This window comes from Floridaenema evergladense BLCC-F167 (genome assembly GCF_041929205.2).
GTDB classification, from domain to species: domain Bacteria; phylum Cyanobacteriota; class Cyanobacteriia; order Cyanobacteriales; family Aerosakkonemataceae; genus Floridanema; species Floridanema evergladense.
The window spans coordinates 2,476,611-2,494,873 of the sequence record NZ_CM171625.1; the positions used below are offsets into that span (position 1 = coordinate 2,476,611).

The 18,263-nt window shown below is 41.8% G+C and carries 20 protein-coding genes; 12 read left to right on the plus strand and 8 right to left on the minus strand.

Translation table 11 applies throughout. From position 1 onward, the window contains the following. Positions 1–14 precede the first annotated feature (14 nt). The 12 genes from hemB (at position 15) to ACE1CA_RS12210 (ending at position 10,286) form a co-directional block, all read left to right on the plus strand. Positions 15–1,019 carry a porphobilinogen synthase gene (gene hemB, locus ACE1CA_RS12155; RefSeq protein WP_413279473.1) on the plus strand — a complete coding sequence of 335 codons (1,005 nt, stop codon included), beginning with the start codon at positions 15–17 and terminating at the stop codon, positions 1,017–1,019. Positions 1,020–1,024: 5 nt separating this feature from the next. Beyond that, positions 1,025–1,450, plus strand: a complete 426-nt coding sequence (locus ACE1CA_RS12160) for a SufE family protein (RefSeq protein WP_413279474.1) — start codon at positions 1,025–1,027, stop codon at positions 1,448–1,450. Between the two features lie 2 nt (positions 1,451–1,452). Further along, positions 1,453–2,442 carry a CobW family GTP-binding protein gene (locus ACE1CA_RS12165; RefSeq protein WP_413279475.1) on the plus strand — a complete coding sequence of 330 codons (990 nt, stop codon included), beginning with the start codon at positions 1,453–1,455 and terminating at the stop codon, positions 2,440–2,442. Between the two features lie 156 nt (positions 2,443–2,598). After that, positions 2,599–2,952, plus strand: a complete 354-nt coding sequence (locus ACE1CA_RS12170; protein WP_413279476.1) for a hypothetical protein — start codon at positions 2,599–2,601, stop codon at positions 2,950–2,952. A 53-nt stretch (positions 2,953–3,005) separates the two neighbouring features. Then, complete coding sequence (locus ACE1CA_RS12175; RefSeq protein WP_413279477.1) at positions 3,006–3,911, plus strand: alpha/beta fold hydrolase; 906 nt, start codon at positions 3,006–3,008, stop codon at positions 3,909–3,911. 323 nt (positions 3,912–4,234) lie between these two features. Further along, positions 4,235–5,203: a CobW family GTP-binding protein gene (locus ACE1CA_RS12180; RefSeq protein ID WP_413279478.1), complete on the plus strand. Its 969-nt coding sequence runs from the start codon at positions 4,235–4,237 to the stop codon at positions 5,201–5,203. Continuing rightward, positions 5,191–6,264, plus strand: a complete 1,074-nt coding sequence (locus ACE1CA_RS12185; RefSeq protein WP_413279479.1) for a WD40 domain-containing protein — start codon at positions 5,191–5,193, stop codon at positions 6,262–6,264. The genes ACE1CA_RS12180 and ACE1CA_RS12185 overlap by 13 nt, the downstream gene beginning before the upstream one ends. A 202-nt stretch (positions 6,265–6,466) precedes the next feature. Continuing rightward, complete coding sequence (locus tag ACE1CA_RS12190) at positions 6,467–6,727, plus strand: hypothetical protein (protein ID WP_413279480.1); 261 nt, start codon at positions 6,467–6,469, stop codon at positions 6,725–6,727. 126 nt (positions 6,728–6,853) lie between these two features. Continuing rightward, positions 6,854–8,176 (plus strand): S-layer homology domain-containing protein, encoded by a 1,323-nt coding sequence (locus tag ACE1CA_RS12195; RefSeq protein ID WP_413279481.1) that lies wholly within the window; start codon positions 6,854–6,856, stop codon positions 8,174–8,176. Between the two features lie 197 nt (positions 8,177–8,373). Further along, positions 8,374–8,841, plus strand: coding sequence for a CBS domain-containing protein (locus ACE1CA_RS12200; RefSeq protein ID WP_413279482.1), 468 nt, complete (start codon positions 8,374–8,376; stop codon positions 8,839–8,841). Between the two features lie 199 nt (positions 8,842–9,040). Continuing rightward, complete coding sequence (gene nblB, locus ACE1CA_RS12205) at positions 9,041–9,706, plus strand: phycobilisome degradation protein NblB (RefSeq protein WP_413279483.1); 666 nt, start codon at positions 9,041–9,043, stop codon at positions 9,704–9,706. Between the two features lie 112 nt (positions 9,707–9,818). Continuing rightward, positions 9,819–10,286: a DUF29 domain-containing protein gene (locus ACE1CA_RS12210; protein WP_413279484.1), complete on the plus strand. Its 468-nt coding sequence runs from the start codon at positions 9,819–9,821 to the stop codon at positions 10,284–10,286. A gap of 88 nt (positions 10,287–10,374) precedes the next feature. Here the strand turns inward: ACE1CA_RS12210 and ACE1CA_RS12215 are convergent, their stop codons facing one another. The 8 genes from ACE1CA_RS12215 to ACE1CA_RS12250 all read right to left on the minus strand — a co-directional run bounded on the left by ACE1CA_RS12215 (position 10,375) and on the right by ACE1CA_RS12250 (position 17,932). Next, on the minus strand, positions 10,375–11,298 hold the full coding sequence (locus tag ACE1CA_RS12215; protein WP_413279485.1) for an NAD(+) kinase: 924 nt from the start codon (positions 11,296–11,298) through the stop codon (positions 10,375–10,377). Between the two features lie 124 nt (positions 11,299–11,422). Continuing rightward, positions 11,423–11,734, minus strand: a complete 312-nt coding sequence (gene nuoK / locus ACE1CA_RS12220; RefSeq protein ID WP_413279486.1) for an NADH-quinone oxidoreductase subunit NuoK — start codon at positions 11,732–11,734, stop codon at positions 11,423–11,425. A gap of 25 nt (positions 11,735–11,759) precedes the next feature. After that, positions 11,760–12,380: an NADH-quinone oxidoreductase subunit J gene (locus ACE1CA_RS12225; protein ID WP_413279487.1), complete on the minus strand. Its 621-nt coding sequence runs from the start codon at positions 12,378–12,380 to the stop codon at positions 11,760–11,762. A gap of 192 nt (positions 12,381–12,572) precedes the next feature. Continuing rightward, entirely contained in the window at positions 12,573–13,154 is a 582-nt protein-coding gene (gene ndhI / locus ACE1CA_RS12230) for an NAD(P)H-quinone oxidoreductase subunit I (protein WP_486517788.1), read from the minus strand. Positions 13,155–13,297: 143 nt separating this feature from the next. Further along, the gene (gene nuoH / locus ACE1CA_RS12235; protein WP_413279489.1) at positions 13,298–14,416 is read right to left on the minus strand and encodes an NADH-quinone oxidoreductase subunit NuoH; all 1,119 of its coding nucleotides are present in this window, start codon (positions 14,414–14,416) and stop codon (positions 13,298–13,300) included. 320 nt (positions 14,417–14,736) lie between these two features. Then, positions 14,737–15,879 carry a citrate synthase gene (locus ACE1CA_RS12240; RefSeq protein WP_413279490.1) on the minus strand — a complete coding sequence of 381 codons (1,143 nt, stop codon included), beginning with the start codon at positions 15,877–15,879 and terminating at the stop codon, positions 14,737–14,739. 181 nt (positions 15,880–16,060) lie between these two features. After that, positions 16,061–16,549 carry a phosphohistidine phosphatase SixA gene (gene sixA / locus ACE1CA_RS12245; RefSeq protein ID WP_459563661.1) on the minus strand — a complete coding sequence of 163 codons (489 nt, stop codon included), beginning with the start codon at positions 16,547–16,549 and terminating at the stop codon, positions 16,061–16,063. 108 nt (positions 16,550–16,657) lie between these two features. Continuing rightward, entirely contained in the window at positions 16,658–17,932 is a 1,275-nt protein-coding gene (locus ACE1CA_RS12250) for a DHH family phosphoesterase (RefSeq protein ID WP_413279492.1), read from the minus strand. Positions 17,933–18,263 lie beyond the last annotated feature (331 nt).

Here is an 18,263-nt window from a genome sequence, read left to right on the forward strand (position 1 = left end):
ATTAATCTGCCGCCATGACCTCAAACCCTGATTCCTCCGTACCAAACATAACCCATCGCCCCCGTCGCTTACGGCGTACCCCTGCCTTGCGACGCATGGTAAAAGAAACCAATCTCAGCGTCAACGACTTAATTTATCCCCTCTTTGTCATGGAAGGAGAGGGAAAAAAAGTAGAAATTACATCAATGCCGGGATGTTATCGCTACACCCCAGATTTACTATTAGAAGAAATCGCCGCAGTTGCCGAATTAGGAATTAACGCCATAGCCCTTTTTCCCGTAATTTCCGAAAGCAAAAAAGACGATACAGGCAGTGAAAGTTACAACCCCGAAGGACTAGTACAACAAACAGTTCAAGCAATTAAACAAGCAGTACCACAAATAGTAGTAATTACCGATGTTGCCCTCGATCCTTTCACCACACACGGGCATGACGGATTAATAGATGAAAACGGCACAATTCTCAACGATCCTACCGTCGAAGTGTTAGTAAAAATGGCACTTTCTCAAGCCGAATCAGGGGCAGATATGGTAGCACCTTCTGATATGATGGATGGCAGAATTGGCGCAATTCGCAAAGCTTTAGATGCCGAAGGATATATTAACGTTGGCATCCTTGCTTACTCCGCAAAATATGCCTCAGCTTATTATGGCCCTTTTCGAGATGCTTTAGATTCTGCACCCAAATTTGGCGACAAAAAAACCTATCAAATGGATGCAGGAAACGCCAGAGAAGCATTAAAAGAAACCTTCTTAGATATTGCCGAAGGTGCAGATATTGTCATGGTAAAACCTGCCTTAGCTTATCTGGATATTATTCACCAAATTCGCAGCGAAACTAATTTACCAGTTGCCGCTTATAATGTTAGTGGTGAATATGCCATGATTAAAGCTGCTGCCCAACAAGGTTGGATTGATGAAAAACAAGTAATGTTAGAAACTTTGTTGAGTATTAAACGTGCTGGGGCTGACTTAATTTTAACCTATTTTGCCAAAGAAGTAGCCATGATTTTAGGTTAGGAGAAATGCCACAATTACCAGATTCCTTAGCCAAAATAGTGCAACGTTTTGCCCGTCAAAGTGATACTAAATTGCGCTATGAACAACTCCTCTGGTATGCAAAAAAGTTGCCAGAATTTTCCGCCGCAGCCAAACTTCCTGAAAACAAAGTTCCTGGCTGTGTTTCTCAAGTTTATATTACCTCTGAGTTACAAGGCGGGAAAGTTTATTTTCACGGAGATTCTGATTCCCAGTTAGTTAAAGGTTTGGTAGGTTTATTAATTACCGGATTGAACGGACTAACACCCACAGAAATTTTAGAACTTTCCCCAGATTTTATTAAAGAGACGGGATTGAATGTTAGTTTAACTCCTTCTCGCGCCAATGGGTTTTACAACATCTTTCAAACCATGCAAAAACAGGTGCTTTCCTATCAATCTCTCACTTCTTAAGTATGAAACAATTAATAGTAACAGAACAAAATTTTCTGGCGAAAATTCCCAAGCGGGGAATGCCTGTCACCATAATTACAGGTTTTTTGGGTAGCGGGAAAACTACTTTGCTGAATCAAATTCTCAAAAATCAGGAAAATTTGAAAGTTGCAGTTTTAGTTAATGAATTTGGCGATATTAACATTGACAGCCAGCTACTTGTTTCTTTAGAAGAAGACATGGTAGAATTGAGTAATGGCTGCATTTGTTGTACGATGAATACTGGTTTAGTCGATGCAGTTTATCAAATTTTAGAACGACAAGACCGCATAGATTATCTGGTAATTGAAACTACAGGTTTAGCCGATCCTTTACCGATTATCCTCACCTTAATTGGCACAGAATTAAGAGAATTTATCACGTTAGACTCGGTTTTAACTGTTGTAGATTCCGAGTATTTTACACCAGATGATATGGATAGTCAGGTCGCACTTAATCAGGTGGCTTACGGTGATATTATCATCTTGAATAAAATAGATTTAGTCCCAGAAGAAAAAGTCGCAGAATTAGAAAACTTTTTTGATACGATCAAAGGTGGGGCGAGAATTTTACGATCGCAATACGGACAAGTTCCCCTACCCTTAATTTTAGATGTCAAACTCTCCTCAACTGAGTTTTACCAGAATCTTGATTTAGCCAATATTCCGAATAATGCTAATCATATTGCTAATGATGGATTTGCTTCTCTTTCCTTTCGTAGCGATCGCCCTTTCGCCGTGAAAAAATTCCAGGTATTCTTACAAGATAAATTGCCAGTTGGTGTGTTTCGGGCTAAAGGAATTCTTTGGTTTAAAGAAAGTACCAGAAGGCACATTTTTCAACTTAGCGGTAAACGTTACGACTTAAAAGATGAAGAATGGCAAGGAAAACCTAGCAATCAAATAGTATTTATTGGGCGTTCTTTAAATGCGCTAGAAATTAATCAGCAACTTAATAACTGCTTAACTCGATAATTCGATATAAACCGCTCCAGACGCAGAGAGAAGAAAAGGAGGAGGTTGTAACCCAAATTCTGAGGGCAATTTGGGAGATTTTTGCTTTTCTGTTTCTTTTTGCGGTATTATACCGGATAATCTATGCGAAGAAGTAGATATCTGTGATGGAAACCGATGAATAGAATTTTGCTGGTTTTACTAACTAGACCGACACTTTTAGGGTCTATACTGTCATTGTTTGTCACCATCAACCCTGCACAAGCATCGGAAATAATTAGCCAAACTGCGGAAACGAATAAACAGGATTTAGTTTGTAGCCCTTCGGTACACACAAAAAAATTAGTTTGTGTCAAAAAATCGAGTTTACCAATAGCTTTAGTGACACCAACTAACGTGCAACCTGGGGAAGACAACACACCGATGTTAGATTTTACAGAAGAAGAAAGTGATGCTGCCGTAACGTTGTTTGGTTGTGATTGTCCCGCCTGTATTCGTTCCTTGCGACAGTTGCGTGGTCAGCCAACCTGACCTAAATTAAAGGCTAGAACGGATGCAAATGAAAACCTTTTTCCCTTCTAGCCATGAACACCACATCTCCAGCAACTTACCCCACCAACACCGACAGACTGTTACAAAAATACGCTTGGAACTGGCAAGGTCAACAATTGTGGGTAGTTTACGAAACCGCAGGCGAAGGAACACCAGTCTTACTCTTACCTGCTTTTAGCACAGTTTCCAGCCGTTCCGAAATGGCAGGAATCGCCAACTTACTAGCGCCCTATTTTCAAACAGTAACATTAGATTGGCCTGGTTTTGGCGAATCCGATCGCCCACCCCTAGACTACAAACCAGCCATATTTCAGCAATTTTTGGCAGATTTCGTCAAAACCGTGTTTAAAACCCCTGTAGCCGTCGTCGCAGCCGGACATAGCGCAGGTTACGTGATGCAACTAGCCAACCAACAACCAGAACTATTTTCCCACATTGTTTTAACCGCCCCCACTTGGCGAGGCCCCTTGCCCACAATGGCAGGAAAACAGGAAGATTGGTTTAGTATAATTCGGGAGACAGTGCGATCGCCAATTTTAGGCGACATTCTCTACAGCCTAAACACTGCGCCACCCTTCCTCAGCTATATGTATCAAAGCCACGTATTCACCGATCCAAAAATACTTACATCGGATTTTATCGATAAAAAATGGCAAATCACCCAAAAACCGGGCGGAAAATTTGCCCCCGTAGCCTTCGTCACAGGCGCATTAGATCCCATCCAAACAAACAGCGAATTTCTCAGTTTATTTAACACAATTTCCCTGCCAATAATGATAGTAATTGGCGAACAATGTCCCCCCAAATCAAAACAAGAAATGGACAACCTAGCCCAACTACCCAACATTCAAACCCGCCGCCTCAACGGTTCTCTAGGAATGCACGAAGAATTCCCCGAAGAAATCGCCGCCGAAATTCTACCATTTTTACAAAACTAAACAATCTCGAACCCCAAAATAAATGTAGAATGAGAATGATTATAATATTCTCAATTCCCTAAACCATAGCAGCCTTAACTAAACTGTGAATAACTCAAATCTTGCACTCCTGGAGGTGGAACCTCCCAAAACCTCGTTCCCAGGTTCAACCTGGGAACGAAGAATGGAGGCTCTGCCTCTTGGTGAAAGATCGAAAAAAATAATTAAGACTGCTATAATTTCTCAAATTCTCCTTCTCTTCTTCTTCCTTCGTGTCCTTCGTGTCTAAAACGCTAGCGCGTTTCGCTTCGCTAACGTGGTTCAAAAAAAGAGAGGCAAATACTGTGGTAAACACAACAGAAAACTTCGTCCCCGTCACCGTACTAACAGGCTACTTAGGTGCAGGAAAAACCACCTTACTCAACCGAATTTTAACCCACGAACACGGCAAAAAAGTAGCCGTAATCGTCAACGAATTTGGCGAAGTTGGCATAGACAACCAACTAATAATCGACGCAGATGAAGAAATCTTTGAAATGAACAACGGCTGCATTTGTTGCACAGTTCGAGGCGACTTAATTAGGATAATTGGCAACCTAATGAAACGCCGAAACAAATTCGATCACCTAGTAATAGAAACCACCGGATTAGCAGATCCCGCCCCAGTAATTCAAACCTTCTTTGTCGATGAAGACATGAGGGATAAAATCTCCTTAGACGCAGTAGTAACCGTAGTCGATGCCAAACATATTTGGCAACATTGGGAAACCGACGAAGCCCAAGAACAAATTGCCTTTGCAGATGTCATTTTATTAAACAAAACCGATTTAGTTACACCCGAAGAACTAGAAGAATTAGAAAAACGAATCCGGGCGATGAATGCAATAGCGAAGATTTATCGCACGCAAAACTCTGAATTAGAAATGGATGCTTTGTTAGGAGTAAAAGCCTTTGATTTGAATCGCGCCTTAGAAATAGATCCGCAATTTCTTGATGAAAACGCCCATGAACATGATGAAACAGTAGGTTCAGTAGCAATAGTAGAATCAGGCGAATTAGACGAAGAAAAACTCAACAACTGGATCTCTAACTTATTGCGAACTCAAGGAACAGATATCTTTCGGATGAAAGGCATATTAAACATAGCCGGAGAAGATCAACGCTTTGTATTCCAAGGCGTACACATGATATTTGAAGGAAAACCCGATCGCAAATGGAAACCCAACGAAACCCGAAAAAACGAATTAGTTTTCATCGGACGCAACTTAGATGAAGCACAATTAAAAGAGGACTTTCGCCAGTGTTTAGTTTAGCAGCTAACAAAATCCTCGACCAAACTTGGCAAGGCACATTATCAGATTATGTCACCGTTGTAGCTTGGTCAACTGATGGAAAAACTCTCGCCGCCAGTGACGCAGCCGGAGAAATTATCTTATTAAAAGACCGAGAAAACTTGGTCTATCTCCAAACAGCAAACGACCAATCTGTAGATTGCCTAGCCTTTTCTGCCGATGGGCAATACTTAGCAGCAGGAGGACAAAACGGAGAAGTCAAAATTTGGCGTTTGCAACCAGAAGAAACCCAACTAATTAGCACTTTAGAAAACGCCCCAAACTGGGTTGATAAATTAGCATGGCATCCTAAAACTAACCAGTTAGCATTTAGCATGGGAAAATACGTACAAATTTGGGATGCTGACAGCCAACAAGTAGAAGTAACGCTAAATTTTGAATCATCTTCCGTATTAAGTATAGCTTGGCGACCCAACGGGGAAAACTTAGCAATTAGCGGTCAGCTAGGCGTAAAAATATGGGATACTAAAAACTGGGATGACGATCCAACAAATTTAGAAATTCCGGTTGCCAGTTTAAACTTAGCATGGTCAGGAGACAGTAAATTTATTGCTTCTGCAAACTTAGATAATACTTTAGCAGTTTGGCAATGGGATATTCCTGAACCTTGGTTAATGCGAGGTTTTCCCGGTAAAATTCGCGCCTTAAGTTGGTCAGATTTGTTAACATCAATTGGTGCGCCACGTTTAGCAGTTGCAACTGCCCAAAGTGTTGTCGTGTGGGAAAAAGCTGCTGACGAATCAATAGGTTGGCAAGGTAAATTGTTAGATAGCCATGATGGAATTGTACAGGCGATCGCCTTTCAACCCCAAACATTTCTCCTCGCCTCCGCAGCCGAAGATGGGTTAATCGGAATTTGGCAAAAAGCGAAAGAAATAGCACAAATTCTCGATGGCGCAAGTGAAGGTTTTTCCTGTCTTGCTTGGCAACCCCAAGGTAACAAATTAGCCGCAGGAGGTAGCAACGGCGAAATATTTATTTGGTCAAAAGTTTCGCGAGGAAAAGGTTTCGCATCTAGATAAGATGGATTAGTTAACTGTTTTCTACAGAGGTTTGATCCCCCCTAACCCCCCTTACCAAGGGGGGAAACCAGATTAAATTTAAGTCCCCCTTAATAAGGGGGATTTAGGGGTATCTGCGATTTGATATAAAATGGGAACTTGTTGGCGATCGCAGCAATCATTGAATAAAATAACTTAGTGAGACTGTTAGGCAACTGGAATTATGAATACAGATAAGTTGAGTTTGCTTGGTTGTAGTTCTCTAGCCCTAATTTTACTATCCAGCAATGCGGCGATAGCTGGGGAAATTAACTTACAACCTGCCAAAAGCGTAGATAGTACGATCGCACAATCAAACCTACAACAATTAACAGTGGAAAATAATGATAGACGATCGTCTATTATGAGATCGATTGTGGGTTGTACTTGCCCATCTTGTCAAAGTCGTGTAGAACGGATGACTAATAGCCCGAATATTTTTTAGATTAACTTAATGCGATCGGAAATCTCACTTTCGGAGGTGTAATTTCCGATCGCTTTACCCATAAAACCAGCAACCTGTTTCTTGATACGCTAATGTAGGGATGAAATAGAACTCTGAGTTTTTGCGGTGTATACTAAACGTCCGGCTATATCCTTAAGTTTAATCATCTTACTGCTAAGTTCCCTAACTGCTTGCGCCAGTAATCCAGGTAGCAAAAACTGGGAACAATCCTTCGCAGCCGATCCACAATTAAAAGGAAACTCTATTAACTTAGGGCAGAATGTTGCTAATCCTAATCCCAAAAATCAACCACCAGCAGAATTACCAGCTGATTTTCCCACACAAATTCCCCGTTATCCCAACGCACAACTACAAGAAGTAACTTCTACAGCACCAATTACTAACACTCGCTGGTTTAGTCCTGATAGTGCAGATAAAATTCAAGCATTTTATCAACAACAACTCCAGAAAAATGACTGGCGAATTTTAGAGCAACCGAATCAACCAACAGGTAGTTTAACAGCAAAATTGAATGATTTAAAAGTTACTGTTGCTGCCGTACCTACCCAAAATCCCGGAGTTACAGAATTTACTCTTCAATATCTTAAAGAAACTCCTTCAACAACTGCCGAAACAACACCAGAAAATACCGTCACTCCTTCCCCGACAACAGAAGCAACCCCAGAAGTAGCTACTACACCAACACCACAAGAAACTTCCGCACCTGATGCCACAATTTTAACTGGGACATCAATAGCATTTTCTGACGTTAATAAAGCCCCAAAAGAATTACGTTCCTATATAACGGAATTAGCAGAATTAGGAGTATTAACTCCTGCCAAAACAGCCGGAAAAACCGATCCAAACAGCACCATATTTGAACCAAACAAAGTAATTACCAAAAGAGAATTTGCCCGATGGTTAATGGCAGCAAATAATCAGATTCAAGCCAACCAACCAGCGAAACAAATCAGGTTAGCCAACGAAAGTTCTCAAGCAGCATTTCAGGACGTACCGCGTACAGATTCAGACTTTGCGGCAATTCAAGGATTAGCAGAAGCCGGAATAATTCCTAGTCAACTTTCGGGAGATAACACTGCATTACTGTTTCGTCCTGATGCCCCATTAACCAGAGAACAAATGATACTTTGGAAAGTTCCTTTAGACAGCAAATTAGTAACTTCCGGTGCAACCTTTGAGACAATTAAACAAACTTGGGGTTTCCAAGATACATTTAAAATTGAGCCAAAAGCCCTAAAAGCAGTATTAACAGATTTCCAAAACGGAGACGCTTCTAATATTCGTAGAGTTTTCGGATATACTACTTTATTCCAACCGAAAAAACCCGTTACTCGCGCCGAAGCAGCCGGAACAATTTGGTTTTTTGGCACTCCAACCGAAGGAATATCAGCCCAAGAAGCATTAAAAGTTAAAAATCAAACTAGTTAAAAACTGGGGACTGGGGACTGGGGACTAGGGATCGGGGACTAGGAGATTAAGGAAAAAACTCAAAACTCAAAACTCAAAACTCAAAACTACCCCCCCAGTCCCCAATAATTAACAATCTATAAATCAGACTCAGAAAATCCGTATTATTTCCTACAATTAAGATAGCTGGGGAATTGGTTTGGAAGAATTAGTCGATTATGCCCAAAACTGTTGGTGATGTAATGAGCCGCGATCCGATTTCAGTGCGGCCTGAAACTCCTCTCCAAGAGGCGATTAAAATTATGGCAGAGCGACGCATCAGTGGACTGCCAGTGGTGAATCAGTCTGGTAAATTAGTGGGTGTGCTCTCGGAAACAGACTTAATATGGCAGGAGACAGGGGTAACTCCTCCGGCATATATCATGATTCTTGATAGTGTGATTTACTTAGAAAATCCGGGCCGTTATGAGCGAGATTTACACAAAGCTTTGGGGCAAACGGTGGGAGAAGTGATGACGAAAGATTCTTTAATTACTACCGATCCCGATCAACCCTTGCAGAAAGCAGCAAAATTGATGCACGACAAAAATGTTCGTCGCCTGCCAGTAGTTAATGATGCTGGACAAGTTATCGGCATTCTCACTCGCGGAGACATTATCCGAGAAATGGCAACCAGTGAAGACTAGTTTATTAGTCCTGGTCATTTGCCATTGCATCATCTAGCGATTTTAGATTTGCGATCGCGTAGCGTGTGCGGCAAGCACGTATCACGTAGCGTGTGCGGCAAGCACGTATCGAACCATCTAAAATCTAAAATCTAAAATCTAAAACCTTTTGACCTGTGACCAATCAGCTTTGTTCTTTGAAAACCCTTTTTACTGACAAATGAACATCACTCCTAACTCTGTGGAAAAATTGCTTCGTTCAGAGGAACTTAGCGATCGCTTACGCGCCGTCAACCAACTGCGTCAGTTGGACAGACGTAACGCCTTTAGGCTGGTGCAAATACCCATCAAGGACAAAAATCCCAGAGTACGTTACGCTGCTGTTAGTCAATTAGACAGCTTAGGCCGGGAAAATCTGCGAAAATCTCTGGATATCTTGCGCGATCGACTGCTCAACGACTCGGAAGTAGACGTAAAAGCTGCTGCTGCTGACTCTCTAGGAGCTTTACAGTTAAAAGAAGCTCTCCCAGACTTAAAACAAACCTACCACAATACTTCGGAATGGTTGCTACAAATGAGCATCGTTGCCGCTTTAGGAGAAATGGGAGACACCCAAGCTTTTGACCTCCTAGAAGAAGCACTCAAATCAGAGATAGATTTAGTCAAAACAGCTGCGATCAGTTCTTTAGGTGAATTAGGAGACTTACGCGCAGTTCCCCTCCTAAGTCACTATACCAAAGACCCTGATTGGCAAACTCGCTATCGTGTCGTCCAATCACTTAATCGTTTAGGTAGTCCAGAAGCTCTCGCTATCCTGCAAACTATGACTAACGATGAAGTAGAACAAATCGCCCAAGAAGCTAGAAGCTGTTTGCCGATCGCTTAAAATCACTCAATTTCCCATCATGTAGAGACGTTATATATAACGTCTCTACAATTTTGTTAGTAAATTTAATCCCCATTAAATTAGAATCAAATTCAACATCGAATGAAATTTTATGGCAGCCCGTTCTCAATCCCAATTAAATCAACTTCTTTACGATCGAGACTTTTATTCTTGGCTACAAACAACAGCCAAATTACTCAAAGAGCGTCGCTTTGACGAAGTGGATTGGGAAAGTTTAATTGAAGAAATCGAAAGCATGGGAAGAAGTGAGAAAAAGGAAATAAAAAACCGATTAATTGTCCTAATCGAACATCTTCTCAAACTGATGTATTGGGAAATAGAAAAAGTATATAACGCCAGAGGTTGGCGGGAAACGATCGTAGAACAAAGAACTCAAATTGAACTATCTTTAGAGGATAGTCCTAGTCTCCGAAATCTCTTAACCGATGTATTTCTCGACTGCTATCAAAAAGCCAGAAACAACGCTTTACGTAAATATCAATTGCCTGACAATCTTTTTCCCACAGAACCACCATTCACCTTAGAAGATGTTATTAATTCAAACTTTTTACCTGAATAGAAATCTTAAAAATAAACGCTATTTTACAGACGCTAATCAAGAATCCCAGTCCCCAATCCCCAGTCCCCAGTCCCCAGTCCCCAATCCCCTAACCCTGACGATGATTATTGTTGTAATGAATTCTCGCCCCAGCCCACATTAATTTTTCTCGTAAAGTTTGATAATAGGAATAGTTTTCTCGCAAAATAATAAACTTAGCAAGGCATTCAGCCATGCGGATATCGACTCTTTGTCCAGGCCAAATTGCTGTTGCTAAAACTCCATCCATCCAAAGTTTAGTGTTTAGATCGTAGTCTCCCAAAGGCCAAATACTTACCACTGAGCCAGGAGGTAAAACCAAGGGACGACTTGCTAAACTTAGGGGACAAATGGGAGTAACTGCGATCGCGTGCATCCCATCATGAATAATCGGGCCATTAGCAGAAACAGTGTAACAAGTTGACCCCGTAGGTGTAGCCACTATTAAGCCATCACCCTGATATTGATCGACTACTTCGCCGTCAATTTCCATCTCCAAAATTGAAGTGATCATGCGATCGGCAGAAGCAGGTTTCACACACATTTCATTCAACGCCAAAAAATATTGACTCATCGGTTCTTGATTAGTGCGATCGCCCTCAAACAAAGCCGCCTGTAACATCATTCGTCTTTGAATCGCATAACGATCTTCCATCAACCGATCCCAAACCTTTTCTGTATCCTTAAATTCCTCAAAAGGCTGAGTCAAAAACCCCAAATGTCCCCCCACATTTACCGCCAAAATCGGAATCCCTTCCGGCGCTAAATGCCTCGCCGCTGCCAATGCCGTACCATCCCCACCCAACACCAAAGCCAAATCTACTTGGTGAATTGACGAAGCTAAAAAAACCGGATAAGGATTATCCTTCGGTCCACTTGGCCCCAATAATACCTGACAATTCCGCTTTTCCAATTGTCGCGCACAATTTTCTGCCCATTGCCGACTCAGGTCATCTCCTGCCTTATGTGCAATGATTACGTGATTTAGCTGCACTCTAGTCTCGAACTCCATTTAAGGGGATTAGGGACTGGGGATTAGGGATTGGTGACTGGGAAAGATAGAGAGGTGCGAGGGAAAACTCAAAACTCTCTCCCTAGTTCCCAGTCCCCAGTCCCCATTACCATTTCAACAAATTAAACGCTTCCATATCCACCGTATCGCGGTTGCGGTAGATTGCCAGAACAATTGCCAATCCTACAGCGGCTTCTGCTGCGGCAACAGTAATAATAAATACTGTAAACACCTGTCCTTTGATTGCTTGGGAATCTAAGAAATTAGAAAAACCCATCAAATTTAGATTTACGGCATTAAGGAGTAGTTCGATCGACATTAGCACTCGCACCGCATTGCGGCTAGTAATCAATCCATAAATCCCAATACAAAAAAGCGCCGCTGCTATTAGCAGAAAATATTGTAATTGTAATTCCATGAATCCTGTATTTCCCCCTCAAAACTTAAACCTTTTTATCGCTACTTGCTATTAACAATTCCCTTGGTCTTTCTGGTAAAGTTAAAGCAGGTTGTTGGGGTGTTTCTGGAGATATTATTTGCTCTGGTAAAAACTCGCGACGAGCCAAAATAATTGCTCCCACCATTGCAATTAACAACAACACAGAAGCTAACTCAAAAGGCAACAAAAAGTCAGTGAAAAAATGCTCGCCAATTGTCACAATAGAAGATTGCGCTGGGACAGCACCCACCACCTTAGTTGTAGACCAAGGAGTAGCCAAAACCATTGTTCCTAGCAACACAAACAACCCAGCACAAACTAAAGCTGTTGCACCTTTCCGCACCCAAGCATTAGGAAGTGGTGCAAAATCTTGTCTTTTATTTACCAACATAATGGCAAACAAAATCAAAACGTTAACTGCTCCCACATAAATTAGCACTTGTGCTGCTGCCACAAAATCAGCATTCAACAAAATGTATAATCCGGCAATGCTAATAAACACTCCACCCAGCAAAAAAGCTGAATAGACAATATTAGCTAACAGCACAACTCCCAGTGCTGCACCAATCATCATTAATGACAGCAGTCCAAAGGAAACAATTTGAACTCCTTCTGCTAGATTCACAGTTTTTTGTCCTTTAATAACGTTAATTTGGGGATTGGGGATTAGGGATTGGGGATTGGGGACTGGGGACTGGGGACTGGGTAATTTTAGATTTGGTTCTTTCCTACTTATGGGAATAAGTAAACCTAAATTAATTCAGGAATGCTTGATTTTATAAGGAATCCCCAGTCCCCAGTCCCCAGTCCCCAGTCCCTATTTCTCTGTTTCTTGAAGAATCTCTTCTGGTAGTTTACCAGCACCGCGAGTCCCTGGTGGCAAATCGTGAGAGTCTATAACACCTTTTGGCAGGTAAACTAGTTCGCGTAAAGGTGTCACCATTGGATCGTTTGTTACTTTATAAGGTAGGCGACCCAAAGCTACGTTATCGTAGTTTAACTCGTGGCGATCGTAAGTCGAAAGCTCATAATCTTCTGTCATTGACAAACAATTAGTTGGACAATATTCCACACAATTGCCACAGAAAATACAAACTCCGAAATCAATACTGTAGTGTTTGAGTTGTTTCTTCTTCGTTTCTTTATTGAACTCCCAATCCACTACAGGTAAATTAATTGGACATACCCGCACGCAAACTTCACAAGAGATACACTTATCAAATTCAAAGTGAATCCGACCCCGAAATCGTTCCGAAGGAATCAATTTTTCGTAAGGGTACTGCACCGTAATTGGACGGCGACGCATATGGTCAAAAGTTACAGATAAACCTTGACCAATATACTTAGCAGCTTGAACTGCTTCTTTGGCGTAATCTCCAACTTGTTTGAGGAACTTCATAATTTTTTGTCATTTGTCATTTGTTATTTGTCATTTGTCATTGGTCATTTATTGTTTGTCATTTGTCATTTGTCATTTGTAAGAAAGAGTAATTTTTCATTTCAAATACCAACGACCAACGACCAACGACCAATGACCAATAACTACCCGCCAAACGCAACTGGAAATGCTAACTTCAAAGCTGCCGTTAATAGCAAGTTTGCTAAGCCAACGGGTAGTAAGAACTTCCATCCTAAATTTAGCAATTGATCGATTCTGACGCGAGGTACTGTCCAGCGTACCAAAACTGCTAAAAATACCAGGAAGTAAGCTTTGAGTACGGTCATGCCGATGCCCAAAGAAGCGGTGATAATTTCTAACCAGGAATTAGTTTCGCTGACTCCTAACCAATTGGCTAATATTTCAATGGGAACGGGGAAATTCCAGCCACCCAAATATAGAACTGCGAAGATTAAAGCAGAGAGAACTAAGTTAACGTAAGAACCAAGGTAAAACAGGGCGAATTTCATCCCAGAATACTCAGTTTGATAACCTGCGACTAATTCTTCTTCTGCTTCGGGAAGGTCAAAAGGCAACCGTTCGCATTCTGCTAGAGCGCAAATCCAAAAAATTAGGAAACCTAAAGGTTGTCGCCAGATATTCCAGCTGAGAATTCCTAAAGTAGATTGTTGGTCTACAATGTCGATCGTACTGAGGCTATTCGACATCATCGCCACAGCAATCACCGACAAAGACAAAGGAATTTCATAACTAATCGATTGTGCTGCTGCCCTCAAACCCCCCAATAGCGAATACTTATTATTGGAAGCATAACCCGACATCAACAGACCGATTGGAGCAATACTGGAAAAGGCAATCCACAGAAATACGCCCATTCCAATATCAGTAATCACCAAATTTTGTCCAAACGGCACAATTAAATAGGACAAAAACACCGGGATAACTACGATAATTGGCCCCAGAGTGAACAAAATTCCGTCTGTCTTCGCAGGAAGCGTATCTTCCTTAAAAACTAGCTTAATTCCATCTGCTACGGGCGCTAACACCCCGAACGGCCCCATGTATTCCGGGCCAATCCGTTGTTGAGCAGCAGCGGAAATCTTCCGTTCCAGCCAAACGGTAACTAGCACTCCTACCGTTGCACCGATGATCATTAAGAACATCGGTAGGGGAAGCCATAAGGCTTTAGCTGCTCCCGATGGGATGCCAAAGTCCGTGAGAGACTTAATAAAAATGCCTTGCAGGTCTATTCCTGAGTTCATGTTTGTCGATATTTATCGTGATCTCGCTTAAACTAATTAATCGATGAAATTGCGATCGCTCAGTTTGTGAAGATTTTTTTAGGACTTCTCTGCATAGTATATCGTTGCAGCGACTACAGCCCCGCAAGGCAATCACAATTTCTGCTTATAACTAACCCTGAGATAGACTAATGGGGACTGGTGACTGGTGACTGGTGACTGGGGCGGGGTTAGGGGAGTTTTAAGTTTTGAGTTTTGAGTTTTGAGTTAAACTTCCCCATCCCCCCATCCCCCCATCCCCCCATCTCCCCATCTCCCCACCTCCCCATCTCCCCATCTCCTCAAGAGTACCGTTTCTCCATTGGGATGTAATTAGATTCGTGGTATCCGGTGTAGACTTGGGTGGGGCGATAGATGCGGTTTTCTTCGAGTTGTTCTTTCCAGTGGGCTAACCAGCCAGCTACACGAGCGATCGCAAAAATCGGCGTAAACAAATCTGTGGGAATCCCCATCTTCCGGTACAATAAACCAGAATAAAAGTCAACATTCGGGTAAATTCCCTTTTGCCCCAACTTCTCTTCCACAGCCCGTTCCAACTCTACGGCTATTTCATAGTACTTGTCATAACCGAACTTCTCGAACAATTGCTCCGACAAATTTTGCAGTATGGTAGCTCTAGGGTCTTTCACCTTATATACTCGATGACCAAAACCCATTATTTTCGATTTGCGCTGCAAACATTCTTCTAAATAAGGGCGAACATTTTCCACCGAGCCAATTTCTTCTAACATGGCAATTACTTCCTCATTTGCCCCACCATGTAAAGGCCCACCTAAAGTTCCCACTGCCGAAGCTACCACTGCATAAGGGTCTGTTAAAGTAGAAGCCGTCACTCTCGCTGAGAAAGTAGAAGCATTCATGGTATGTTCGGCATGAAGAATCAAGCAAACATCCATGATTCTTGCCGATAAAGGGTCAGGTTCCCTCTCACTGAGCATATAAAGAAAATTAGCTGCATAACCCAAATCATCGCGGGGTCTAACTGGCTCATTCCCTTTCCGCATTAACTGAAAAGCTGCTACCATTGTGGGGATTTTCGCCATCAATCGCACCACAGCTGCGCGAATATAAGCTGGATTATGTAAATCTCTTCGAGAATAGAACAATCCTAAAGCTGCTGCTGAAGCTTGCAAAGCATCCATCGGATGACCGCTTTCTGGGAAACATTTCATCATATCGACGATGCGATATTTAATCCGACGATGATAGCGGATTTCATGTTCAAATTCTTCTAATTCTGGCTTAGTCGGCAACTTGCCCCAAATCAGTAGATAACTTGTTTCTAAGAAGTTGCTTTTTTCCGCTAGTTCTTCAATTTTAATACCCCGATATTCTAAAATTCCCCGCTGTCCATCAACATGACTAATAGCGGATTCAGCAGCGGGAATTCCTTCTAAACCTGGTCTATACTCGCAGACAGTCATATCCTTACTCTTTGCTTACATGAATATCTCTTCAGGCTAACTTACCAGAAAGTATTAACTTGTTACGTTGAGCACCGAAATTATTTAACAAAGAAGAAGGGGTTGGGGATTGGGGGTTAGGTGTTAGGGAATTGTCTTTCTCCCTATCTCCTAACACTTGAATCCTAACACCTAATTATTGTTACAGTAAGAACTTTGGTGGTGTTAGCCAAAATAATAAACTACGACCGACTGGAGAACCATCTTTTGGCAATTGCACTCCGATAACTCCAGCTTTTTTCACTACCAAATTGCCTTTTGCTTCCCCCCAAACCAAAATTTCTGTCCATTCTCCTAAGTTTGGTTCATGACCTACTAATGCTAGGCTGTTAACATCTTGGTGCCACTCCTCCCACCAAGTTAACCAAGAGTAAATGTCACCTTCTGGTGTTAAGTGAGTTGATTCTTCTAATTGGGAACTTAGTCCGATCGCTTTTAGAATATCAGCAGTTTGACGAGCTCGCACCAAAGGACTAGTCAAAATTAAATCAAACCGCAAACCCAATTTAAACAATTGTTGCGCTACTTGCTTAGTTTTCTGCTTCCCCTCACTTGTCAGCGGTCTGAGAGCATCTTCAGTATACTCTTCTCTTTCCGCAGCGATCCCATGACGCACCAAGTACAATTTCACCATTGCTTGATTTATTGCTCGCGCACCAACTTTGACAACAGATTAAGATTTTGATTGTATAGTAAATTGAGCCAAAAATCTAAAATCTGAAACTTGCTGCTTTGCCAACTATTCAGTTTCAATCAAGCTATGGGTGGGATTGACTAGTTTTAAGAGCTTTTGCTTAATTTGGCTATCAAAAACTTCCCATTTCAGTTTGGCATATTCGGAATTTTCGTTACTGCCGCCTAAAAAGCCGATCGGAATTTCAAAACCTCCCGCCATCGAACGTCCACCACCAAAGAAACGTCCTTGATTATCTTGACCAAAAGCTTCTTTGATAAATTCATCGGGATCGAGAGTCAATTTCGTAGTCCGTAAAGAACCAACCACCAATTCTCGTTCTTTATCTTCATCATGAACGATACCATAAACCACTGCCGTATGCACGTTTTCTTCTGTTACGAGAAAGTCAGCAGCTTGGGGAATCGCATCCCGGTCATCATAAAGCAAATAACCCACTCCTGCAATAGAAAAATTATTTTTGACAATCCGGTTTTTCAAACTACGTTCTATTACATCCATCACTCGTTTAGAACGAGTCGCTTGTAAAACTGCATTGAGCATTTGCGGATCGTAAAAACGGCTAAGATAAGCAGCAGCGAGAAATTCTTCTTCCTGTGCTTGTCGCAAACCATTAGTATCAGAACGCAAGCCGTGCATTAAAGCAGTAGCGCATTTTACGTGCTCGCTAATGCCGTTATCTAATTCCAACAATCCTGCTTGCAAGTATTGGGTAAAAATGGTTGATGTGGCACGAACAGCTGGACGAATATCGATAAACTCAGCTTGTAAATTCCCTTGTAGCTGGTGATGGTCTACTACTACAATCGTGGGAATCCCAGCTTGTTGGACTTGGGTCATTAATTGGCTAGTAGTGCCTTGGTTATCGATTAAAACGCAACCTTGGTAGACTGACAAATCTTTATTTTTGGCGACTTGTGGTGTCCAACGCATTGCTGGTAAGTTAGTCAGTTTCACCAAGGCAATATTTTCTTGGTGACTTAGGGTACCACCATAAACAATGTCGGATTGAATGCCATATTGTTGAGCGATTAATTGATAAGCCCAAGCGCATGATAAAGCATCGGGGTCGGGGAAATCCTGAACCACTATAATTTGCTTTTCTTCTCGATGACGCTCTAAGGTTTGTTGTAGAGCTTGAGTTTTTTGAGCAGATAATTGACTGGGGGAACGTCTAGTAGGTTCGGTTACCGATTCGTTGCCAGACGAACCCGATCGCTTTACATTAGATTCAGTATTGGCTGTATTGGCCTTTAGTTCCACAGGAGAATCAGATATTAGGGTTAAACGGTCGAGAGACTCGATCGATCTAGATTGCATATTATTAAAAAAGGTAGGGGTACTTTACAAAGTCTGTACAATTTATTTCTCGCTGTTATGCTTGCTGTTTAGCAGCATTTCCCAGGTTGAGTTAAGTTGCTCTCTTCGATCTTCGCAAAAAAATCCAGATTGTACATACCCCCCTGTTAAGTATTTAATTCGGTAGAAGACTGTTTTTACCCCAGTGCTGGAAGGCAGAGGGGCAGAGAAGAAATAAATTTTCTCCTTGTCCCCTTGTCCCTTCGTTAGTTATGAGTTTTAAGTTTTAAGTTTTGAATTAATAACTCAAAACTTAAAACTTAAAACTCATAACTCGCCCTTGTCCCCTTGT

What these genes read in the sequence shown, in the direction of transcription:
- hemB (WP_413279473.1), top strand. Translation starts at nt 15, where the DNA reads ATGACCTCAAACCCTGATTCCTCCGTACCAAACATAACCCATCGCCCC.
- ACE1CA_RS12160 (WP_413279474.1), top strand. Translation starts at nt 1,025, where the DNA reads ATGCCACAATTACCAGATTCCTTAGCCAAAATAGTGCAACGTTTTGCC.
- ACE1CA_RS12165 (WP_413279475.1), top strand. Translation starts at nt 1,453, where the DNA reads ATGAAACAATTAATAGTAACAGAACAAAATTTTCTGGCGAAAATTCCC.
- ACE1CA_RS12170 (WP_413279476.1), top strand. Translation starts at nt 2,599, where the DNA reads ATGAATAGAATTTTGCTGGTTTTACTAACTAGACCGACACTTTTAGGG.
- ACE1CA_RS12175 (WP_413279477.1), top strand. Translation starts at nt 3,006, where the DNA reads ATGAACACCACATCTCCAGCAACTTACCCCACCAACACCGACAGACTG.
- ACE1CA_RS12190 (WP_413279480.1), top strand. Translation starts at nt 6,467, where the DNA reads ATGAATACAGATAAGTTGAGTTTGCTTGGTTGTAGTTCTCTAGCCCTA.
- ACE1CA_RS12200 (WP_413279482.1), top strand. Translation starts at nt 8,374, where the DNA reads ATGCCCAAAACTGTTGGTGATGTAATGAGCCGCGATCCGATTTCAGTG.
- nblB (WP_413279483.1), top strand. Translation starts at nt 9,041, where the DNA reads ATGAACATCACTCCTAACTCTGTGGAAAAATTGCTTCGTTCAGAGGAA.
- ACE1CA_RS12210 (WP_413279484.1), top strand. Translation starts at nt 9,819, where the DNA reads ATGGCAGCCCGTTCTCAATCCCAATTAAATCAACTTCTTTACGATCGA.
- nuoK (WP_413279486.1), bottom strand. Translation starts at nt 11,734, where the DNA reads ATGGAATTACAATTACAATATTTTCTGCTAATAGCAGCGGCGCTTTTT.
- ndhI (WP_486517788.1), bottom strand. Translation starts at nt 13,154, where the DNA reads ATGAAGTTCCTCAAACAAGTTGGAGATTACGCCAAAGAAGCAGTTCAA.
- nuoH (WP_413279489.1), bottom strand. Translation starts at nt 14,416, where the DNA reads ATGAACTCAGGAATAGACCTGCAAGGCATTTTTATTAAGTCTCTCACG.
- ACE1CA_RS12240 (WP_413279490.1), bottom strand. Translation starts at nt 15,879, where the DNA reads ATGACTGTCTGCGAGTATAGACCAGGTTTAGAAGGAATTCCCGCTGCT.
- ACE1CA_RS12250 (WP_413279492.1), bottom strand. Translation starts at nt 17,932, where the DNA reads ATGCAATCTAGATCGATCGAGTCTCTCGACCGTTTAACCCTAATATCT.